15 protein-coding genes are annotated in these 19,081 nt (G+C 43.2%); 2 read left to right on the top strand and 13 right to left on the bottom strand.

The window, feature by feature from the left end; translation table 11 throughout:
* Positions 1 to 198 precede the first annotated feature (198 nt).
* Entirely contained in the window at positions 199 to 1,056 is an 858-nt protein-coding gene (locus I2F76_RS05355) for a 5'-nucleotidase, lipoprotein e(P4) family (protein WP_195327185.1), read from the top strand.
* 62 nt (positions 1,057 to 1,118) lie between these two features.
* On the opposite strand, the gene glmS is transcribed toward I2F76_RS05355, so the two are convergent.
* The 12 genes from glmS to I2F76_RS05295 form a co-directional block, all read right to left on the bottom strand.
* Entirely contained in the window at positions 1,119 to 2,927 is a 1,809-nt protein-coding gene (gene glmS, locus I2F76_RS05350) for a glutamine--fructose-6-phosphate transaminase (isomerizing) (protein WP_195487398.1), read from the bottom strand.
* A gap of 231 nt (positions 2,928 to 3,158) precedes the next feature.
* Positions 3,159 to 4,544 (bottom strand): glycoside hydrolase family 1 protein, encoded by a 1,386-nt coding sequence (locus tag I2F76_RS05345; protein WP_195487397.1) that lies wholly within the window; start codon positions 4,542 to 4,544, stop codon positions 3,159 to 3,161.
* 134 nt (positions 4,545 to 4,678) lie between these two features.
* The gene (locus I2F76_RS05340) at positions 4,679 to 5,374 is read right to left on the bottom strand and encodes a gamma-glutamyl-gamma-aminobutyrate hydrolase family protein (protein ID WP_021154354.1); all 696 of its coding nucleotides are present in this window, start codon (positions 5,372 to 5,374) and stop codon (positions 4,679 to 4,681) included.
* A gap of 178 nt (positions 5,375 to 5,552) precedes the next feature.
* Positions 5,553 to 7,073, bottom strand: coding sequence for an ABC transporter permease/substrate-binding protein (locus tag I2F76_RS05335; protein ID WP_195487396.1), 1,521 nt, complete (start codon positions 7,071 to 7,073; stop codon positions 5,553 to 5,555).
* A complete protein-coding gene (locus tag I2F76_RS05330) occupies positions 7,066 to 7,794 on the bottom strand; it encodes an ABC transporter ATP-binding protein (RefSeq protein WP_195487395.1) in 729 nt (242 codons plus the stop codon). The genes I2F76_RS05335 and I2F76_RS05330 overlap by 8 nt, the downstream gene beginning before the upstream one ends.
* Entirely contained in the window at positions 7,787 to 8,641 is an 855-nt protein-coding gene (locus I2F76_RS05325; protein ID WP_195487394.1) for an SDR family oxidoreductase, read from the bottom strand. The genes I2F76_RS05330 and I2F76_RS05325 overlap by 8 nt, the downstream gene beginning before the upstream one ends.
* Before the next feature lie 18 nt (positions 8,642 to 8,659).
* On the bottom strand, positions 8,660 to 9,109 hold the full coding sequence (locus tag I2F76_RS05320; RefSeq protein ID WP_155169350.1) for a MarR family winged helix-turn-helix transcriptional regulator: 450 nt from the start codon (positions 9,107 to 9,109) through the stop codon (positions 8,660 to 8,662).
* A 306-nt stretch (positions 9,110 to 9,415) separates the two neighbouring features.
* Positions 9,416 to 9,829: a YjdF family protein gene (locus I2F76_RS05315; RefSeq protein ID WP_070674722.1), complete on the bottom strand. Its 414-nt coding sequence runs from the start codon at positions 9,827 to 9,829 to the stop codon at positions 9,416 to 9,418.
* A gap of 141 nt (positions 9,830 to 9,970) precedes the next feature.
* Positions 9,971 to 11,203 carry an acyl-CoA thioesterase/bile acid-CoA:amino acid N-acyltransferase family protein gene (locus I2F76_RS05310; RefSeq protein ID WP_173018886.1) on the bottom strand — a complete coding sequence of 411 codons (1,233 nt, stop codon included), beginning with the start codon at positions 11,201 to 11,203 and terminating at the stop codon, positions 9,971 to 9,973.
* A 56-nt stretch (positions 11,204 to 11,259) separates the two neighbouring features.
* Entirely contained in the window at positions 11,260 to 11,715 is a 456-nt protein-coding gene (locus I2F76_RS05305) for a MarR family winged helix-turn-helix transcriptional regulator (RefSeq protein ID WP_070674717.1), read from the bottom strand.
* A gap of 96 nt (positions 11,716 to 11,811) precedes the next feature.
* Complete coding sequence (gene leuS / locus I2F76_RS05300) at positions 11,812 to 14,313, bottom strand: leucine--tRNA ligase (protein WP_195487393.1); 2,502 nt, start codon at positions 14,311 to 14,313, stop codon at positions 11,812 to 11,814.
* 123 nt (positions 14,314 to 14,436) lie between these two features.
* On the bottom strand, positions 14,437 to 16,413 hold the full coding sequence (locus I2F76_RS05295) for a peptide ABC transporter substrate-binding protein (protein ID WP_195487392.1): 1,977 nt from the start codon (positions 16,411 to 16,413) through the stop codon (positions 14,437 to 14,439).
* A 165-nt stretch (positions 16,414 to 16,578) separates the two neighbouring features.
* On the opposite strand from I2F76_RS05295, the gene I2F76_RS05290 reads away from it, so the two are divergent.
* The gene (locus I2F76_RS05290) at positions 16,579 to 17,901 is read left to right on the top strand and encodes a DUF1958 domain-containing protein (protein ID WP_195487391.1); all 1,323 of its coding nucleotides are present in this window, start codon (positions 16,579 to 16,581) and stop codon (positions 17,899 to 17,901) included.
* Between the two features lie 58 nt (positions 17,902 to 17,959).
* On the opposite strand, the gene I2F76_RS05285 is transcribed toward I2F76_RS05290, so the two are convergent.
* On the bottom strand, positions 17,960 to 19,051 hold the full coding sequence (locus I2F76_RS05285) for a glycerol dehydrogenase (RefSeq protein ID WP_070674705.1): 1,092 nt from the start codon (positions 19,049 to 19,051) through the stop codon (positions 17,960 to 17,962).
* Between the last annotated feature and the right edge of the window lie 30 nt (positions 19,052 to 19,081).

Genomic DNA, 19,081 nt, shown 5'->3' with positions numbered 1-19,081 from the left:
GACCTGGTTATAGCAAAAAACTATACCCCTTCTTTTAAAGGAAAAAATAGCATATGTTGAGGCGAAGAAACCTTTCATAACAGCATTTTTTCTCCTTTGTTCTTTTCACCGATTCCTAGACACCTTCTCCTCTTTCTTGTCAGGCAAGATTGAAAGGAGTATAATTTTTATAGAATAATTTTAAGGAGTGTACGGTTTATGAAAACAACAAAAACCACCTTTACCATCGTTTCTGCTCTTGCTTCTGTCATTTTACTGACGAGTTGTGGAAGCAACACCAACAAAACGCAAGAGACAAAAGCAAGCAGCACTAAAAATCAGGTGACGATGACCTATGATCAACAGCGCTCACAAGAAAATACCATGTCTGTCCTTTGGTACCAAAAGGCAGCTGAAACTAAGGCTTTGTATTTACAAGGCTACAATGTCGCTACTGACCGTTTGAAAGAGATCCTCCAAACTCCTTCTGATAAGCCTTATTCCATCGTCTTGGATTTGGACGAAACTGTTTTAGACAACAGCCCTTACCAAGTTCAAAACGTCAAAGATGGTACGGCCTTCAATCCTAAAGATTGGGATGTTTGGGTGAAAAAAGCAGCCGCAAAAGCGGTGCCAGGTGCCAAAGATTTTCTTCAATATGCGGATCAAAACGGGGTTCAAATCTACTACATTTCTGACCGTACAACCTCTCAAGTAGATGATACCATCAAGAATCTTGAAAAAGAAGGCATTCCTGTTCAAGGACGTGACCACCTCATGTTCTTAGAAGATGGCGTCAAATCAAAAGAAGGCCGTCGCCAAGCTGTGCAAGAAAAGACCAATCTTGTCTTGCTTTTTGGGGACAACCTGGTTGACTTTGCAGACTTCTCTAAGACATCTGAAGCTGATCGCGACAAGAAATTGGACGAATTGCAAAAAGAATTTGGTGAAAAATTCATCATCTTCCCAAATCCAATGTATGGATCATGGGAATCTGCTGTCTACCAAGGTAAAAAACTAGATGCCAAGGGACAAACAGAAGAACGCCTCAAAGCCTTGCAAGGTTTTGAAAAATAAAGCAAACATCCTCGCTAGGAAAAACCTAACGAGGATGTTTTTTCTATATAGAACAGATAATTTTATTCAACTGTTACAGACTTAGCAAGGTTCCGTGGTTTATCAACATCGAGCCCACGATGAAGGGTTGCAAAGTAGGCAATCAATTGGGTTGGTACTACCATTGAGATTGGAGAGAGGTAAGGGTGAACCGCTGTCAAGACCAAATCATCTGTCTCTTTAGCAACATTTTCCTCTGCAATGGTTAAAACATGAGCCCCACGTGCTGCCACTTCTTGGATGTTTCCACGTGTGTGGCTGGCTAGGACTGGATCAGACAAGAGGGCGATAACCGGTGTACCCTCTTCGATCAGAGCGATGGTCCCGTGTTTCAACTCACCCGCAGCGAAGCCTTCACATTGGATGTAAGAAATTTCTTTTAATTTCAGACTGGCTTCCATGGCAACATAGTAATCTTGGCCACGTCCGATATAGAAAGCATTGCGGGTTGTTTCCAACAAGCCACGAACTTTTTCATCGATCACTTCTTTTTCTGAAAGGGTTGATTCGATCGATTGGGCAACGATAGACAATTCGTGCACCAAATCAAAGGCTTTGGCCTTCTCATTGCCATTAGCTTCCCCAACAGCTTTCGCCAGAAAGGCAAGGGCTGCGATTTGAGCCGTATAAGCCTTAGAAGAAGCTACCGCAATTTCAGGACCAGCATGGAGCAACATGGTCATGTCTGCTTCACGTGAAAGAGTTGAACCTGGAACATTGGTCACTGTCAAGCTTGGAATGCCCATTTCATTGGCTTTGACCAATACTTGGCGGCTATCGGCTGTTTCACCAGATTGGCTGATAAAGATGAAGAGTGGTTTCTTGCTGAGAAGTGGCATACCATACCCCCACTCAGATGAAATACCGAGTTCTACTGGGGTATCCGTCAACTCTTCCAACATTTTTTTAGACGCAAATCCAGCATGGTAAGAGGTACCAGCCGCAAGGATATAGATGCGGTCTGCTTCTTGAACAGCCTTGATAATAGCTGGGTCTACTACTACTTGACCAGATTCATCTGTATAGGCTTGGATCAACTTACGCATGACAGTTGGTTGCTCATCGATTTCCTTGAGCATGTAGTATGGGTAAGTCCCTTTTCCAATATCAGAAAGGTCAAGTTCAGCCGTGTAGCTAGCCCGTTCTTTGACGTTTCCATCATAGTCTTGCACTTCAACGCTGTCAGCCTTGACAATGACCAACTCTTGGTCATGGATTTCCATGTATTGGTTGGTTTCACGAATCATGGCCATGGCATCAGAGCAGACCATATTGTAACCATCGCCAAGACCGATCAAGAGTGGTGATTTATTTTTTGCCACATAGATGGTGCTTGGATCTTCCGCATCCATCAAAGCAAAAGCATAGGCCCCACGGATGATGTGGAGGGCTTTTTTGAAGGCTTCAAGCGTAGACAAGCCCTCTTCTTCAGCAAATTTTCCGATCAAGTGGGCTGCGATTTCTGTATCTGTTTGCCCCTTGAAATGGTGACCAGCCAGGTATTCTTCCTTGATTTCAAGGTAGTTTTCAATGACGCCATTGTGGACCAAAACAAAACGACCTGTCTCCGAACGGTGTGGGTGAGCATTGTCCTCAGTTGGTTTTCCATGAGTGGCCCAACGGGTATGTCCAATTCCCGCTTCCCCTTCGACACCTTCTGCCTTAGCTGACAATTCTGCAATGCGACCAACTGCCTTTACCAATTGGCTCTTGCCTTCACTAGCCAGAAAAACACCTGCAGAGTCATAACCTCGGTATTCGAGCTTTTCAAGTCCTTGAATCAAAATATCAGTAGCATTTGTATTTCCTACAACACCAACGATTCCGCACATAGTCTTTACGATATAGTCTTGCTATACTTTCCCCTTTACTTAGTCAAACGACCCATGGTCGATTTCTCAGTTACTGTAAATTGGTCTAGTCTAATTTACCAAAAAAGTAACCATTGGAGTCAGTATACAATGCTTTTTCCAGTTTGTCAACTAGGAAATATAAGAAAATTGGTCTAGTTAAGGAAGGGTTAAGAAAAACCTATCAACATCTTGGTTGATAGGTTGCTTTTTCTACTCTTCAAATCCATTCTGCTGGCTCAATTCACGGAACCAATGGCCGGATTTTTTGAGGGTGCGTTTTTGACTTTCGAGATCCAACTCAACTAAACCATAGCGGTTCTTGTAGCCATTGAGCCAAGACCAGCAGTCAATAAAGGTCCAGATCAAATAGCCTTTACAATTGGCACCATCTTGAATAGCCCGATGGAGCTCACGAAGATGGTCTTTGACAAAGTCAATCCGGTAGTCATCTTGGATCACCCCATTCTCGCGGAATTTTTCCTCGCCTTCGACCCCCATCCCATTTTCTGTCAAAATCCACTCGATATTGCCATAGTTTTCCTTGATATTTTTGGCAATGTCATACAGGCCTTGCTCATAGATTTCCCAACCACGGTGGGGATTAATCTTGCGACCTGGCATGACATAGGGTTCATAAAATTGCTCAAAGAGTAGGGGAGAAGCTGGATTCGGAGCATAACGAGGAGCTGCTACACGGAGTGGTTGGTAATAGTTAACACCTAGATAGTCGACGGTATTTTCCTCCATCAAGCGCAACTCAAAGGGATCATAATCTGGCAAGAGATCACGCTCCCGCAAGATCTCCACTAATTCTTGAGGATAATGGCCAAGAACAGAAGGATCTAAAAAAGATTTGGCTTGGAAGAGCTCGGCGATACGAGCGGCTTTCACATCTTCTGGATGCTGGCTCCGAGGGTAGGCTGGTGTCAGATTGAGCACAATCCCGATCCGGGAATTGGGATCCACCTCGTGACAGGCCTTGACCGCTAGAGAGCTTGCTAACTGGGTGTGGTAGGCTACTTTTACAGCTGTAGCTGCATCTACCTTATGAGGAAAATGGGCATCATAAAAATAACCAAATTCTACAGGGACAATAGGTTCATTAAAGGTGATCCACTGATCGACCAGATCTCCATAGGTCTTGAAACAAAAACGCGCATATTCCTGGTAAGCATAGGCGGTTTCTTTATTTTCCCAACCATCCCCTTGCTCTTGAAGAGCCATCGGTAAATCAAAATGATAGAGGTTGACCAAGAGGTGAATCCCTTTTTCTTTAATCTTTTCAAAGACACGGCGGTAGAAATCAACACCTGCTTGATTGATCTCCCCTCGTCCTTCTGGGAAAATACGTGACCACTGGATAGAGGTTCGAAAGGCCGTGTGGCCGGTTTCTAACAAGAGGTCCAGATCTTCTTCCCAGTGTTCATAAAAAGTCGATGTTTTCTCTGGTCCTTGCCCTTGATAAAAGCGGTTGGGCTCGACCCTATACCAGTAATCCCAGAGATTGTCTCCCTTTCCATCCTGGGCTAGACGTCCTTCTGTTTGAGGCCCCGAGGTCGAACTCCCCCATAAAAAATCCTTTGGAAATTGATACATGTCCTAATCCTCCTCATTCTACTAGCTCTATTGTAGCGCATCCTCCTCCAAAACCTAGGCACAATTTACAGTCTTTCTTACGCAGATTAAAGAAAAAGCCCCTTAGGAAAAATTCCTAAGGGAGCTGGTCCTCTTTATAATTGAGTCACGACATATTCAAAGAGCTTGCGATCTGCTGGGCTCTTGTCAAAACGTAGTTCTGGATGCCACTGAACTCCGAGGAAACGGCTCTCATCTGTGGATTGAACGGCTTCTATGATGTCATCTTTAGGATCCCGCGCGATTACTTCTAAGCCATCTGCCAAGTCTTTAATACTTTGATGATGGAAAGAATTGATGCGACTGGTCTTACCATAGATCTCTTGCAGGACCGTCTGATCCTTGGTCACCAACTCTTGACTGGTGTACTGACCTGGATTGTCCTGCCAGTGGTGTTCAATATCTTGATACAGAGTTCCCCCTAGAGCGACATTATAGAGCTGGGTCCCACGGCAAACGGTAAAGATAGCTTTTTTAGCCGCACGCGCTTCTTCAATCAAGGCCAACTCAAAGAGATCGCGTTTCAAGAGGTAGTCATCACTGTCGATGGTGATTTCTTCTCCGTAAAACTTGGGCAAGACATTTTGTCCACCGGTGATGATGAGCTTATCAATCATCGATATGTAGTCTTTGGCCAAGGCCGCATCTCCAATCGGCAAGATCAAGGGAATCCCTCCTGCCTCTTTGACCGCTTCGACAAAACCAGTCGCCGCATAGCTCATGTTCGCGTCTGGATCATCTGGGAAGGGTCTTTCATTTCCTGTAATTCCAATCACTGGTCTTATTTTCATGCTTATTTCCATATTCTTTCATTCATCTTCAAGGCTTATTGTAACACAATTTTAAGCCAGACTCAATGGAGTTTTTTTGAAGAGAAGGTCTCTCCCTCTATAACAAAAGCTTGCTGAAAGGGGTTAAAATTGCTTTCTATCAAAAAATCCTCAAGTGCGAAGACTTGAGAATTGTTTGTTAATTTTTAATAAACCCTTCTTTTACCAAAAAGTCACGCGCCACTTGAGCAGCAGACTTGCCTTCTACTCCGACTTGGTAGTTCATTTGGCTCATTTGCTCTGCTGTGATTTTACCAGCTAACTGATTGAGAACAGCTTCCAATTCAGGGTGTTTCTTAAGAAGAGCTTCTTTCATGAGGGGAGCCCCTTGATAAGGTGGGAAGAGTTGCTTGTCATCTTCAAGGACCACCAGGTCATAACGAGCCAGCTCGGCATCTGTTGAGTAGGCATCCGTTATTTGAATATCCCCAGACTGGATCGCCTGGTAGCGAAGGGCTGGCTCCATGGTGGAGACTTGTAAGTTGAGACCATAGATCTTCTGCAAGCCTTTGTTTCCGTCCTCTCGGTCGTTAAACTCAAGCGTAAAGCCTGCCCTGAGTTGTCCTTCCACCTTTTTCAAATCTGAAATAGTCTTGAGTCCATACTCTTGGGCAATCTTTTTAGGGACTGCAACAGCATAGGTATTTTGATAAGCCATAGGTTTGAGCAAGGCCAGGTCGTCTTGTCGTTTGATCCCATCTCGGGCAGCTTTGTAGACTGTTTCTGGATCATGACTGACTTGTGGTGCTGGCTTGAGGAGACTTTCGGTCACCGTACCTGTAAACTCTGGATAGATAGCGATATCCCCTTTTTTCAGGGCTTCATAGAGGAAGGTGGTCTTGCCAAAATTCGGTTTGACAGTCACTGTCATGTCCGTATTTTCCTCGATCAAGATCTTATACATATTGGCGAGAATTTCAGGTTCAGGACCCAACTTCCCAGCAATGACCAGATTTTCTTTTTTCGGTTTGGGAAGTAGACTTGGCGTATAAGAAGCTCCTAATCCAATAACCATCACAGCAAAGGCTGCAAAGATGGTCCGCAATTTGGCCTTTTCCATCCATTTGAGAAGAAGGTTAAATGCGATGGCTAAGAAGGCAGAAGATAGGGCACCGATCAAAATCAGACTGGCATTATTGCGGTCAATCCCTAGGAGGATAAAGGAACCGAGTCCCCCAGCTCCAATCAAGGCAGCTAGGGTAGCTGTCCCAATAATCATCACGGCTGCCGTGCGAATCCCAGACATAATGACGGGCATGGCCAAGGGAATCTCGAACTTCTTGAGTCGCTCCCACTTGGTCATCCCAAAGGCGATTCCTGCTTCTTCAAGGCTTGGATCAATCCCCTGTAAACCGGTGATGGTATTTTGAAGGATGGGGAAAATGGCATAGATGACAAGAGCTGTTAAGGCCGGAAGCGTTCCGATTCCCATGATGGGTATGAAGAGGCCGAGAAGGGCCATGGAAGGAATGGTCTGGAAGATCCCAGCTAGCTGTAAAACCCAGTTGCTTGTTCTTTTGTGGATACTCAAATAAATAGCTAGAGGAACAGCCAGAAAAATCGCAAGGAGCAAGGTCAGTAATGACAGTTGCAAATGTTGCCCCAGTGCAGCGAGCCAGTCCCCAAAGCGTTCTTGAAAGGTTGCAAGTAGTTTAGACATGGTGAGCACCTCCAAATAGATCTGCAACAAAGTCGTTGGCTGGCTGGTCTAAAATGGACTCAGAATCCGCCACTTGTACAATCTCTCCTTCTTGCAGTACTGCAATCCGGTCGCCTAATTTCAAAGCCTCGTCTGTGTCATGGGTCACAAAAATAGTGATCATGCCGAATTCTTTATGCAATTCTTTTGTAAGAGCCTGCAACTGCTTGCGAGAGATGGCATCCAAGGCTGAAAAAGGTTCGTCCATCAATAGAATCTTTGGTTCCCCAATGATAGCCCGCACAATACCAATCCGCTGTTGCTCACCACCAGATAACTCGCTTGGTAAACGATGAGCATAATCTGCAGCAGGTAGCCCCACCTTGGCCAAGAGTTCTTCTGTTTTAGAAGCAATTTGTTCTTTAGTCCAGCCCTTCATCTCAGGAATGAGAGCAATATTTTCCGCAACGGTCAAGTTTGGAAATAGGGCAATGGCTTGAAGGACATAGCCGGTACTGAGACGTAACTCCCGTTCATCATAGTCCTTGATACGTTTCCCATCCATATAGATATTGCCATCTGTCGGCTCCAAGAGACGGTTCACCATCTTGATCATGGTGGTCTTTCCAGATCCTGAAGGTCCCACAAGAACCATAAATTCTCCATTTTCAATGCGGAGATTGACATCTTTCAAAATGTCCTTTTCCGTGTAGCGCAAGGCTACATGTTTGTATTCAATCATATTTTTCCTCAATAAGTTTTCTGTCTCTAAGAATATCCAATAGACTACTTGCTGGATGCCCTAGGACTTTTTCGACATCTGTTGAAACCCCAGCTTGTTCACCAGCTTTAATCGCTGTATAGGTACTGACCCAGGCATCATACTCCCAAGTTTGTGCTGGCCATTTTTTCCGTGACTCATAGGCTTCTTCTACTGATTCATCCACATACGCGATGGTCTTACCGGTCTCTTTTGAGAGAAGCGCTACGATTTCTTCCATGGAAAGATCCTCTGGCCCTGTCAGATTCAAGGTTTGATTTTCCCACTCCTTAGGATTTAAAAGAATTTCTGCTGCAACCCTAGATGTGTCCTTACGGGCAACAGCTGACACCTGCCCACTGCCAGCCGGACCACGAATCTCTCCATTTTCAAGCGCCATATCAATCAAGAAGTCCAAGTAAAAATTATCTCTCAAAAAAGTGTAGGTGAATCCTAACTCCTTGATATAGGCTTCCGTCTGGGCATGATCTCGAGACAAGGTAAAAGTTGCCTTCTCATCTGCCCCATAAAAGGAGGTATAAACAATATGCTGCACCCCCGCCAGCTTTGCAGCATCTAAAAACTCCTTGTGCTCCTTGACACGCTCTGGATTTTCCCGAGTAGAGACCATCAATAAGACATCGATACCCTTTAAGGCCTCAACCACCTCTGGAGTATTGGCATACACCATCTTACGAAGTTCCGCTGACGCATAAACTTTTGCACGCTCTGGGCTTCTTGCCAGATGGACGGAAGCGATTCCTTTTTTATCGACAAGATCCGCCACATAGGAACCTAATTTCCCTGTTACACCTGTAATTCCAATCATAACTGTTGCCTCCTTTCCCTAGATGTCATTCTCTTTAGCTTTTAGATTTGAGATTATCCGCTCTTGATAGGCTTCAAATTCTCGAATTTCTTGATCCGAAAATCCTTGATAGAAAATCTCACCCAGTTCCTTACTAACACGATCCCCAATTTCCTTTTGTGCCCAACCGAGGTCTGTCAAAGAAATATATTTTTTCCTTTTATCCTGCGTACAAGGTTGAATCGTAACCAAGCCTTGTTCTTCCAATTTCTTAACCATGCTGGTCAATGTATTGTTGGCTAGACCCGTCGCAAGAGCGATATCGGTCGCAGTAGCGCACTCCAACTCTTGCTTCCACAAAATCGTTAAAATTTTCCCTTGTTCACTTCGGTATAGGGCATCTGGTTCCTTACTCAGCAGTTTTTGAAAGATACGCCCATTTAACAAGCGTATCTGTAAAGCTTGGTAGCCCCCTTGCATCTTGTCCATTTTGTCTCCTTTTTATTTCTATACCGAAATATCACAGTCATTGTATCACCGTTCGTTACATCTGTCAACTATTTCGATATCGAAATAAAAAATCTAAGAATATGTCCACAGAATCCTTGAGGAACTTCAAAATACCAGATTTTTTAATCCTTTTACACCATCTTCCTTGGAAGAAAAGCAACATTTATACTCCTTTTTGAACGACACTGAGTTTTACATCTCTTCACTATCATGCAGAATGAAATTTGTTAAAAAGCCTCGGTAGGGTTCTTCCTACCGAAGCTTTTTTGATGAAAGAGATAAGGGTTAATGTCCTTTATGCTTGTCTCTTCGTTTTTGCTGTTTGCGTTCAAATTTCTCTTGTTTGAGCAATTGCTTTTGGACACTAGATTGATGTTTTGAAATCTTTTTCCTTTCCTCATACTGCAACTGCAATAGTTCTTTCGACTTGGAAGAAACTTTTTGTTTTACTTGTTTCCTCACCATTCGCTGTAATCGTTTAGGATTCTTGATTTTTACATGTTGCTTAACTGTAGTTTCTGGACTAAAAGATAATTGAGTAAACTGAGTCTGTAAAATCTCTAGAATTTCATCATCTTTTGGCTCCTTACCAAATGTCACACGACAAACTTGATAAGTTTCTCGATACACTTGTTCGAACAAACCATGCCAAAATCCATCTTCAAAATAAACTGTCAATCCAATTGAAATTGTTTCCACGACAGCACCTCCTTAAATCTATCCCTAAGAATGGACAACCAAGGAGGAAGGTTACTGATAGGCTTGCCTACGTCTGGACTACCAACCAGAACTGTGTTTTTATCTTAGTTGGAACTATTATAGCATATTTATAATCTATTTTTATTTCTTCTTCAAATGCCTATCAAAAAAATGAATCGTAGCTAGCCAAGAATCCTTACTCTCTCTCATCAATAAACGCCAATCTTTTCGATAACGGTGATTTGGTTGATAAGCCACTGTCAACATGTGACCTGTTTCATGATATTTTTTAAATGTAATGTGGCGTCCTTTATAATCTGAGACAATATCATCAATTGCTGACGAGGCATCCCATATTTCATCAACAGTACTTCCGAGCAATAAGATTGGTGAATGCATTTGACCGATATCTATCTTAGCAGAACGATCTTTAGGGAAGCTTTTTCTAAAAAGTTTGCTGAACAGATAATCTCCAAGTCGAAACTTTTGATAGGGAAGTTCTTTTTTCAAATTTGTCCAAGAAGAAGTGTGAGAGTTCCATTTCCCTTTTATCCCTTCATATACCACATCAGAGGGTGAATTTAGTACCAAACATTGAACGTCATTAAAAAGGCTCTCCTCAGCTAAAACTAATTCTGCTCCCTTAGACCGTCCATAGATTCCAATTCTTTCACTATCTACTTGAGGATGCTGACGTAGATAATCCTTTGCTTCCACAAGGCACTCTAAAGGAATACGTTCCAAATATTTTGGCAACCCCTCTAAACCAAAGTAGGCAACTGCTAGGCAAATATAACCTCTAGAAGATAGAAGCTGAGCTATATTCTGTGCCTTTTCAATCCTTCCTTCACTGCCGCTCACAATAATCAATGCTGGTGTTTTTATTGCCTTTTGATCATAAAAAAGTCTCCCTTGAAAATGTTCCCCGTAAATATCTTGATGACTAATTTGCGAACTCATGTAATGTCTTGTGAAAGTTCTCTCTGCAATGACAGTATTTCCTTGCATAATTTTGATATCCACAAAAAAATGATCTAATATGGGAATTTCAGAAAGAGAGTTTGGAAGTTTCTTTCTCTGATTGGTCAAGGGCTTGGCATTAAAAAATAGTCCCATTGTTGAAATGCCTTCATAAGAGCCAGAACAAGATGGAGTTTGTGAAATATCAATAATACCATTCTTATCTGATACAAAAGTCCCTGTTGATCTCCATAAAACATCATGAGTTAAAAGCATGGGAGCATTGATACAATAATAATCAGATAGAAACATTTCGACTCGATATGTTTCTCTTGGTTTTAAGCCATCGATGACAATATTAAAAGATGCGTCTGCTAAATCATACTCTGAGATCAGTTCAATTTGTATATTCATATCTTCCTCTTTTTGTTAATACAATTAACAATATAGTCATAAAATTACCGTGATTTTTACCACGGTAATTCTTGCCAAACCTGTTCAACATCATCCATCAATTTCATAATCATTTGAAGATCCTCCTCATTATAGTTTTTTAAAACTGAAAAAATGGCTGTCTCAATATGTTCTTGCTGCTCTTTATGAATGTTAAAAACTTCAACCCCTTTTTTGGATAATATCAGATATTTATTTTTTTCATTATCCGGTGCAAATTCAAAAGCAACGAGGTCTTTCTTGGTTAAACGTCTAACACTCTGAGTAATGGCACTCCTAGACACTTCAAGTAACTCAGATAATTTCACTAGATTCACAGGCTGATTGCGGCCTATCAGGTCGATCAAATGGACTTCATTAATAGTGATTGATTTATCAATACTGTTCCTATGCTGAGCTTTTTTCAACTGTTCAAAAGCTAAAGCAAAGCTGTTAAAACGATTATTAAACTTATGCAGTTCTTTCTTATTCATGGTTTCCTTCTTTTTGTTAACCATATTAACAAAATACCAATTTCTTGTCAAGAAGAGTCAAAAATCCTCCAGAGCTGAACTCTGAAGGATTCATTTTTATTTCACAACAATATTTACAAGCTTGTTCGGTACCGCAATTACTTTCACGATTTCTTTGCCATCAATCTCTGCCTTGACTTTGTCGTCAGCTAGAGCGACTTCTTGCAATTCTTCACGAGAAAGGTCTTTTGCGACCATGAGTTTAGCACGGACTTTTCCTTTGATTTGGACAACGATCTCGATTTCGTCTTCAACCAATTTGCTTTCGTCCCATGTTGGCCAAGCTACATAAGAGATAGACTCACCTGTTGCTGCAACTGTTTGCCAGAGTTCTTCTGCCAAGTGAGGGGCAAATGGGGCAATCAATTGGATAAAGCCTTTGGCGTAATCCACATAGAGTTTGTCTTCCTTGTTAGCCGCATTGACAAAGACCATGAGCTGAGCAATGGCTGTGTTGAATTTCATCGACTCGATTTGCTCTGTAACAGCTTTAACAGTTTCGTTGTAAACCTTATCTAGAGCGCCATTGTTTTCCGCAACGATTTCTTTGGTAGTGATCAAACGGTAAACACGGTCGAGGAATTTACGGCTTCCTTCCAGACCTTCTTCTGACCAAGCGATAGAAGCATCGAGTGGTCCCATAAACATTTCATAGACACGAAGGGTATCCGCACCGTATTGTTCCACCACATCGTCTGGGTTCACCACGTTCTTGAGGGATTTAGACATCTTGGCTGGTGCTTGCTGCAATTCTTCCCCTGTTTCCACATGGAAGAAAGAACCATCACGTTTTTCAACCTTATCAGTTGCCACAAGAGCTCCACGGTGGTCACGGTAGCTAGTTCCCAAGATCATTCCTTGGTTAAAGAGTTTTTGGAATGGCTCCTTAGTTGGAACAACACCAAGGTCATAGAGGAATTTATGCCAGAAACGAGCGTAAAGCAAGTGGAGCACGGCGTGTTCTGCACCACCTACGTAGATATCTACTGGCAACCATTGTTTGAGGAGATCCTCATCAGCCAATTTCTCAGTGTTGTGTGGATCGATATAGCGGAGGTAGTACCAGCTTGAACCAGCCCATTGTGGCATCGTATTCGTCTCACGACGACCTTTGACACCATCTTCGCGGGTCACTTCCAGCCAGTCTGTCAAGTTAGCCAATGGGCTTTCACCAGTACCTGAAGGGCGAATGTCCTTGGTTACTGGCAAGACAAGTGGGAGTTCACTTTCTGGAACAGCTGTTGAAGTTCCATCTTCCCAATGAATGATTGGGATTGGTTCACCCCAGTAACGTTGACGGCTAAAGAGCCAGTCGCGGAGACGGTAGGTAACCTTTTCTTGACCAAAGCCTTTTTCTTCTAGCCAAGCCACGATTTTAGCAATCGCGTCTTCTTTGTTGAGACCGTTCAAGAAGTCAGAGTTGACGTGAAGGCCATCTTCTGTGTATGCAGCCTCTTCAACGTTTCCACCTTCCAAGACTTCTACGATTGGAAGACCAAACTGTTTTGCAAATTCCCAGTCACGCTCATCGTGGGCAGGTACAGCCATAACAGCACCTGTACCGTAGCTAGCAAGAACGTAGTCCGCAATCCAGATTGGGATTTCTTTGCCATTGACAGGGTTGATGGCATAAGCACCAGTCCAAACCCCTGTTTTTTCCTTAGCAAGGTCAGTACGAGCTAAGTCTGATTTAAGGCTAGCTTGGTGTTTGTAGTCAGCCACAGCTTGAGCCTGCTCTGGGCTTGTAATAGCGTCAACCAAGTCATGCTCAGGAGCTAAGACAGTGAAGGTCGCCCCGAAAAGGGTATCTGGACGAGTTGTAAAGACGGTGAATTCCTTGTCTGTTCCTTTTACTTTGAAGGTGACATTGGCACCAGTTGATTTCCCGATCCAGTTGCGCTGCATGTCCTTGATAGACTCTGGCCAGTCAAGGTCATCCAAGTCAGTCAGCAAACGTTCCGCATAGGCAGTGATTTTGAGCATCCATTGGCGCATTGGTTTACGGACAACTGGATAGCCTCCACGCTCAGACGTTCCATCAGGAAGGACTTCTTCGTTGGCGATGGCTGTTCCCAATTCTTCAACCCAGTTTACTGGCACTTCAGCTTCATAAGCCAAGCCTTTTTCGTAAAGCTTAGTGAAAATCCATTGCGTCCATTTGTAGTAGTTTGGATCTGTTGTGTTGACTTCGCGATCCCAGTCATAAGAGAATCCAAGCGCATTGATTTGACGTTTGAAGTTAGCAATGTTTTCTGCTGTGAATTCAGCTGGGTCATTCCCTGTATCCATCGCATATTGCTCTGCAGGCAAACCAAAGGCATCCCAGCCCATTGGGTGAAGGACGTTGTAGCCTTGCGCACGTTTGAAACGGCTGAGGATATCGGTCGCTGTATAGCCTTCTGGGTGTCCTACGTGTAGACCCGCTCCAGATGGGTAAGGGAACATGTCCAATGCATAAAACTTAGGTTTTGAAGCATCTGTTCCTGTCTTAAAAGTATGATGGTCAGCCCAGTATTTTTGCCACTTAGGCTCGATTTCTTTATGATCGTAAAAACTCATAGCGTCTCTCCAATTTTCGTGATGCTCCTATTATACCATTTTTAGGCGATTTTTAAAGGTTCAGACAAAGAAAAAGACAGGTCCCGTACGGGACCTGTCCATCCTGTTTTCTCTAAGAAAAGTCTATTTTACATGCTTTTCAAGTTCTTCTTGCGCTTTTTTATTGGATTTTTCTTTTTCTTTCTTCCATTGTTCACGCGCTTTGTCATAGTCTTTCGCCGCTACGACCTTGTCTTGAACTTCTAAATACTTATAGTTAAAGGTTTGACCCTTGTGGCCTGTCCAAGCAAAGGCTGCAGAGTATGGTACAGTCTTACGAACGACTGGAGAAGCTCCATCCGAATGAATCGGAATCAAGAGGGCGCTATCGGTCAACCAAGCCTGAGCCGCAGCATATTTTTCATAACGCTTGTTCACATCAGTGTTTTCTTTTTGAGCGTCCTCAATTAATTGATCGTACTCATCAAAGCCAGCTGCTTTTGCCGCAGCATTATCCGTACCAGCATCGAATCCAAAGTAAGAATTGGCATTTTCACCAGATTTACCACTGGTGATGTCGATGTAAGAAGATGGGTCCGTATAGTCTGGTCCCCAACCCAAGTTATTGTTCAAATCCCAGTCTTGTTGCGAAGCATTTTCAGCAAAGTAGGTCACCCGTTGAAGATCATCCTCAGAAACCATATTCAGGTCGATGACAATATTTTCTGCTCCCAATGTAGACTCAACTGATTGTTTAAAGGATTGGGCTTGTTTGATTCCTTCCGTAAAAGTCGAAGAAGTTGGAAGATCCAAATGAATTGGGAATTCAACTCCTTGAGCCTGCAAGTCTGCCTTAGCTTTGGCAAACTCTTCTTTGGCCTTGGTTGGATTGTAGAGGGTGTCTTTTCCATCTGCAACAGAGACCCCTTTCCATTCATCCCCATAAGCTTCCAAGTCTTTTTCTACTGCATCACCAAATTGTTTGCCATCGATTTGGACAAAGTTTGGTGGCGTAAAGGTATTACGGATGACCTTATTGGCACCCGCTTCCCCGTTAGCTTGCGCTACATAAGCCTTGCGGTTAAAGGCAAACATAATGGCTTGACGGAAGTCCTTGTTCAAGATTGCTTTCTTGGTAGAGGCCTTTTGAGCGTCCGTGGTCTTCTTTGTGATTTCATAGGCCTGACGGTCAATGTTGAAGGAAAGGTTATAGGTTGAGGAACCTTGATCAGTATAGACGATGTCGTCCTTATGCTTCTTCTCTACACTCTTATAGTTGGAACCATTTGGGAAAACACGGGCAACTGTATAGTCACCGTTATCAAATCCACGGATCAGAGACTCGGAGTCTTGACCATCATAATAAGTCAGTTTGACTTTACTGATCTTGACATTTTCCGCATCCCAGTAGGTTGGATTTTTTTCTAATATCGCAGAAGATTTCGAAGTGATTGATTTGATCAAATAAGGACCGCAGTAGAGGATACTAGACGGAGAGGTTCCTTGACCGTAATCATCTCCCTTGGATTTCAAGAATTCTTCGTTGACCGGCATCAGGATCCCCATCGTGGTCTTAGAATTCCAGAAGCTTTCTGGTTGGCTCAAGGTATATTGAATCGTGTAATCGTCAATCGCTTTCACACCAACGGTTGAGAAATCAGATGTTTTCCCTGAAACATAGTCATCCAAGCCTTTGACAGATTTTTGGACCAAGTAAATTGCTTGTGATTTCTTATCTGCCGCGTGCTTGAGACCTGTCACAAAGTCTTGGGCTTTGACTTCTCCATATTCTTCCCCTTCAGAAGTCATCCATTTGACCCCTTTACGGAGTTTATAAGTATAGGTCAAGCCATCCTTGGAAACAGTCCAGTCTTTAGCAAGCGATGGGATCAAGTTCCCGTACTTGTCCACTTCCAACAAGCCATCTATCGCATTTCCTGTAAACTCGGAAGTCGATTTTTTATTGGAAATCGAGTAGTCTAAGGTATCCGGATCCTGGGTATAGACATAGCTAAATGTCTGACCACCAGAGCTACTAGATTTCCCTCCTGAGCAGGCTGCCAGTACACCAGCTGATAAAAGCAGAGCGCTGGTAGCTAAGAGTACCTTCCCTTTGTTCATATAAATCACCTCATTGTAAAAAATGTTATACTCAATTTAAATTATAGCACTTTCTAGGGAAATGTAAACGCTTTTACTGCGAAATTATTCTATTTTTTCTTTATTTTTTCAATTTCTACTTTTTCTAGAATTTTTTCAAGTTGAATCTCTGGCCTGTATGATATAATGGAATCTATGAATTATGGGAGACATTTACACAAACGACTAAAACACAGCCTCTTGTCCCTCCTTGTAGGAGTCTTGACATTAGGCCCTATTTCCACTGCCTTTGCGGACGACATCTACCAGCAAGAAGATGTCATGAAAATCGCAGCTGATGCTGGACTGGTATTGGACGATTTTTACAAGCCTAAGGCTGACATCGTCATCGACGCCAATACTGGAGCTATATTGTACGGAGACAATATCGACACGGTCCGGGACTCAGGAAGCATGGCCAAGCTCATGAGTGCCTATGTGGTCTTTCGGGCCCTCAAGGAAGGCAAGATCAAGTACGATACCGTGGTCACAGCAACAGAGGCAGACCAAGCCATCTCGGAAAACAATCTTTTAAGTAACTCACCTATTGTAGCTGGTGTTGACTACAAAGTATCTGAATTGATCAAGATGCTCTTTGTTCCATCTTCCAGTGCGGCCGTGATTATGCTCGCCAACGCCGTCACTGACAATGATCCCGATAAGTTTTTGGACTTAATGAATCAGTACGCACAAGAAATGGGGATGAGCCATACCAAATGGCACAATCCAAATGGGGCAATGATTTCAGTCCTTCAGGGCTACTACAATCCTCAGCGCTACGATGTCAATGCGAATAACGAAATCACAGCGCGGGACATGTCTATTCTGGCTTATCACATCGTAAACGACCTGCCAGAAATGTTGGAATACACCAAGCAAGCTCACACTACGATCATGGAAGGAACACCCTACGAGCAAAGCTACGATAACTACAATACTTCCCTCGAAGGTGGAAAATTCGCCCTTAAAGGAACAGATGGACTCAAAACTGGATCCAGCCCGACTGCTGACTACAACTACACCGCGACAACCAAGCGGGGTAAACAGCGGATTATCGAAGTCATTTTGGGGGTTGGAAACTACGATGTCGAGATCGCCGAAAGTTACCGCAATCAAATCGGGAATACCTTGGCTGAGAAAATGTTCGCAGACTACCAGTATAAAAAAGTCCTCTCTGCAGGTGAGCATACCATCGACGGGAAGACCATTCACTTGAAGCAAGACTTCTATGCGACTGTTAAGAAGGGGACGAAGCCAGCGCTAAAACTCGAAAATAACCGCCTAGTCGTTCAGAACGGCTTGCAACAGGTATCTCCAAGCATTAAACCTGGGGTGGCCGTCAGTGAGTCTAAAGCAACGACCTCTAGCAGTAAAAGCAAGGGACTCGATGTCATGTGGCTCTTCTGCTTCCTGCCTGCCGGAATTTTATACCTGATCTTTAAACAAACCGATCCAAAAAGAAGAAAATAGAAAAAGAACTCCCATTACCATAAGGTATGGGAGTTCTTGGTTTGTCGACAAAGTCATCTTAGGCCAAACCTTGAACGTAGGCATCTACTGCTACGATGGCTTGGGCAATATCAGAAGCCTTCACTTCAAATGGCATTTGATGGATGGTTTCTCCTTCGATGGTGGCCTGTTGGCCAACCTTGAGAAGATCTTCATAACTTGCAGTTTCAAGATGCATTTCTTTCAGAGTAGTTGGCATACCGATTTGTTGATAGAAACGAATGTATTTATTCAATTCTTCCTTCGGACGGTTTTCCAAGAACAATTGAACGAGCGTTCCGTAGGCTACTTTTTCACCGTGAGTTAAATGGTGGATGTCCCCAGTAAGGGCTGTAAAGCCATTATGGATGGCATGGGCAGCAGCTAATCCCCCACTTTCAAATCCAATACCACTGAGAAGGGTATTAGCTTCAATAATGTTTTCAAGAGCAGGGGTTACAACTTTGGCTTCACAAGCAGCCATGGCTTGAAGACCGTCTGCAAATAAGGTTTCTTCACAACGTTGTGCAATGGCGACACCCGCTAAGGTTTGTCGTTGACCCAACATGGTTTTTCCATTCGCTTGCATCACCGCACGCGCTTCGACCCAAGTTGCTAGACCATCTGCGATACCAGAAGCGAGCAAGCGTTTTGGTGCTTGAGAGATCACTTTACTATCCACCAAGACTAATTCTGGGTTTTTAGAGTAGAAAATATAGCGCTCAAAGGCACCCTCATCTGTATAGATAACAGATAAGGCGGAAACAGGAGCATCTGTAGAGGCAATGGTAGGGGCAATCACAACTGGTGATTTTAAAAGATCAGCAATAGCTTTAGCACTATCAATGGTCTTTCCTCCACCAAGTCCAATGACCAAATCACAGCCATTTTCTTCTGCCAAACTAACCACACGATTGATTTCGTTATCAGAAGCTTCTCCATTAAAGAAGACTGGCAAAACCGTAAGCCCATTTTGACCAAGGTATTCTTCAAAACGTTTCCCTACGATATCATAAACCACTGAATCACATAGTAAAACAGGGTGAGTCCCTAATTCTGAAATAGATTGCGCATTTTCAAACAAGGCATTTTCCCCTTGAATGTAACGTGACGGACTTGCAAAATTTCTCATAGTCTGCTCCTTTAAAATTTATTTAGTTCA

It is taken from the genome of Streptococcus parasanguinis, assembly GCF_015557775.1.
GTDB classification, from domain to species: domain Bacteria; phylum Bacillota; class Bacilli; order Lactobacillales; family Streptococcaceae; genus Streptococcus; species Streptococcus parasanguinis_AA.
This window is presented reverse-complemented; position numbering and strand designations above follow the sequence as displayed.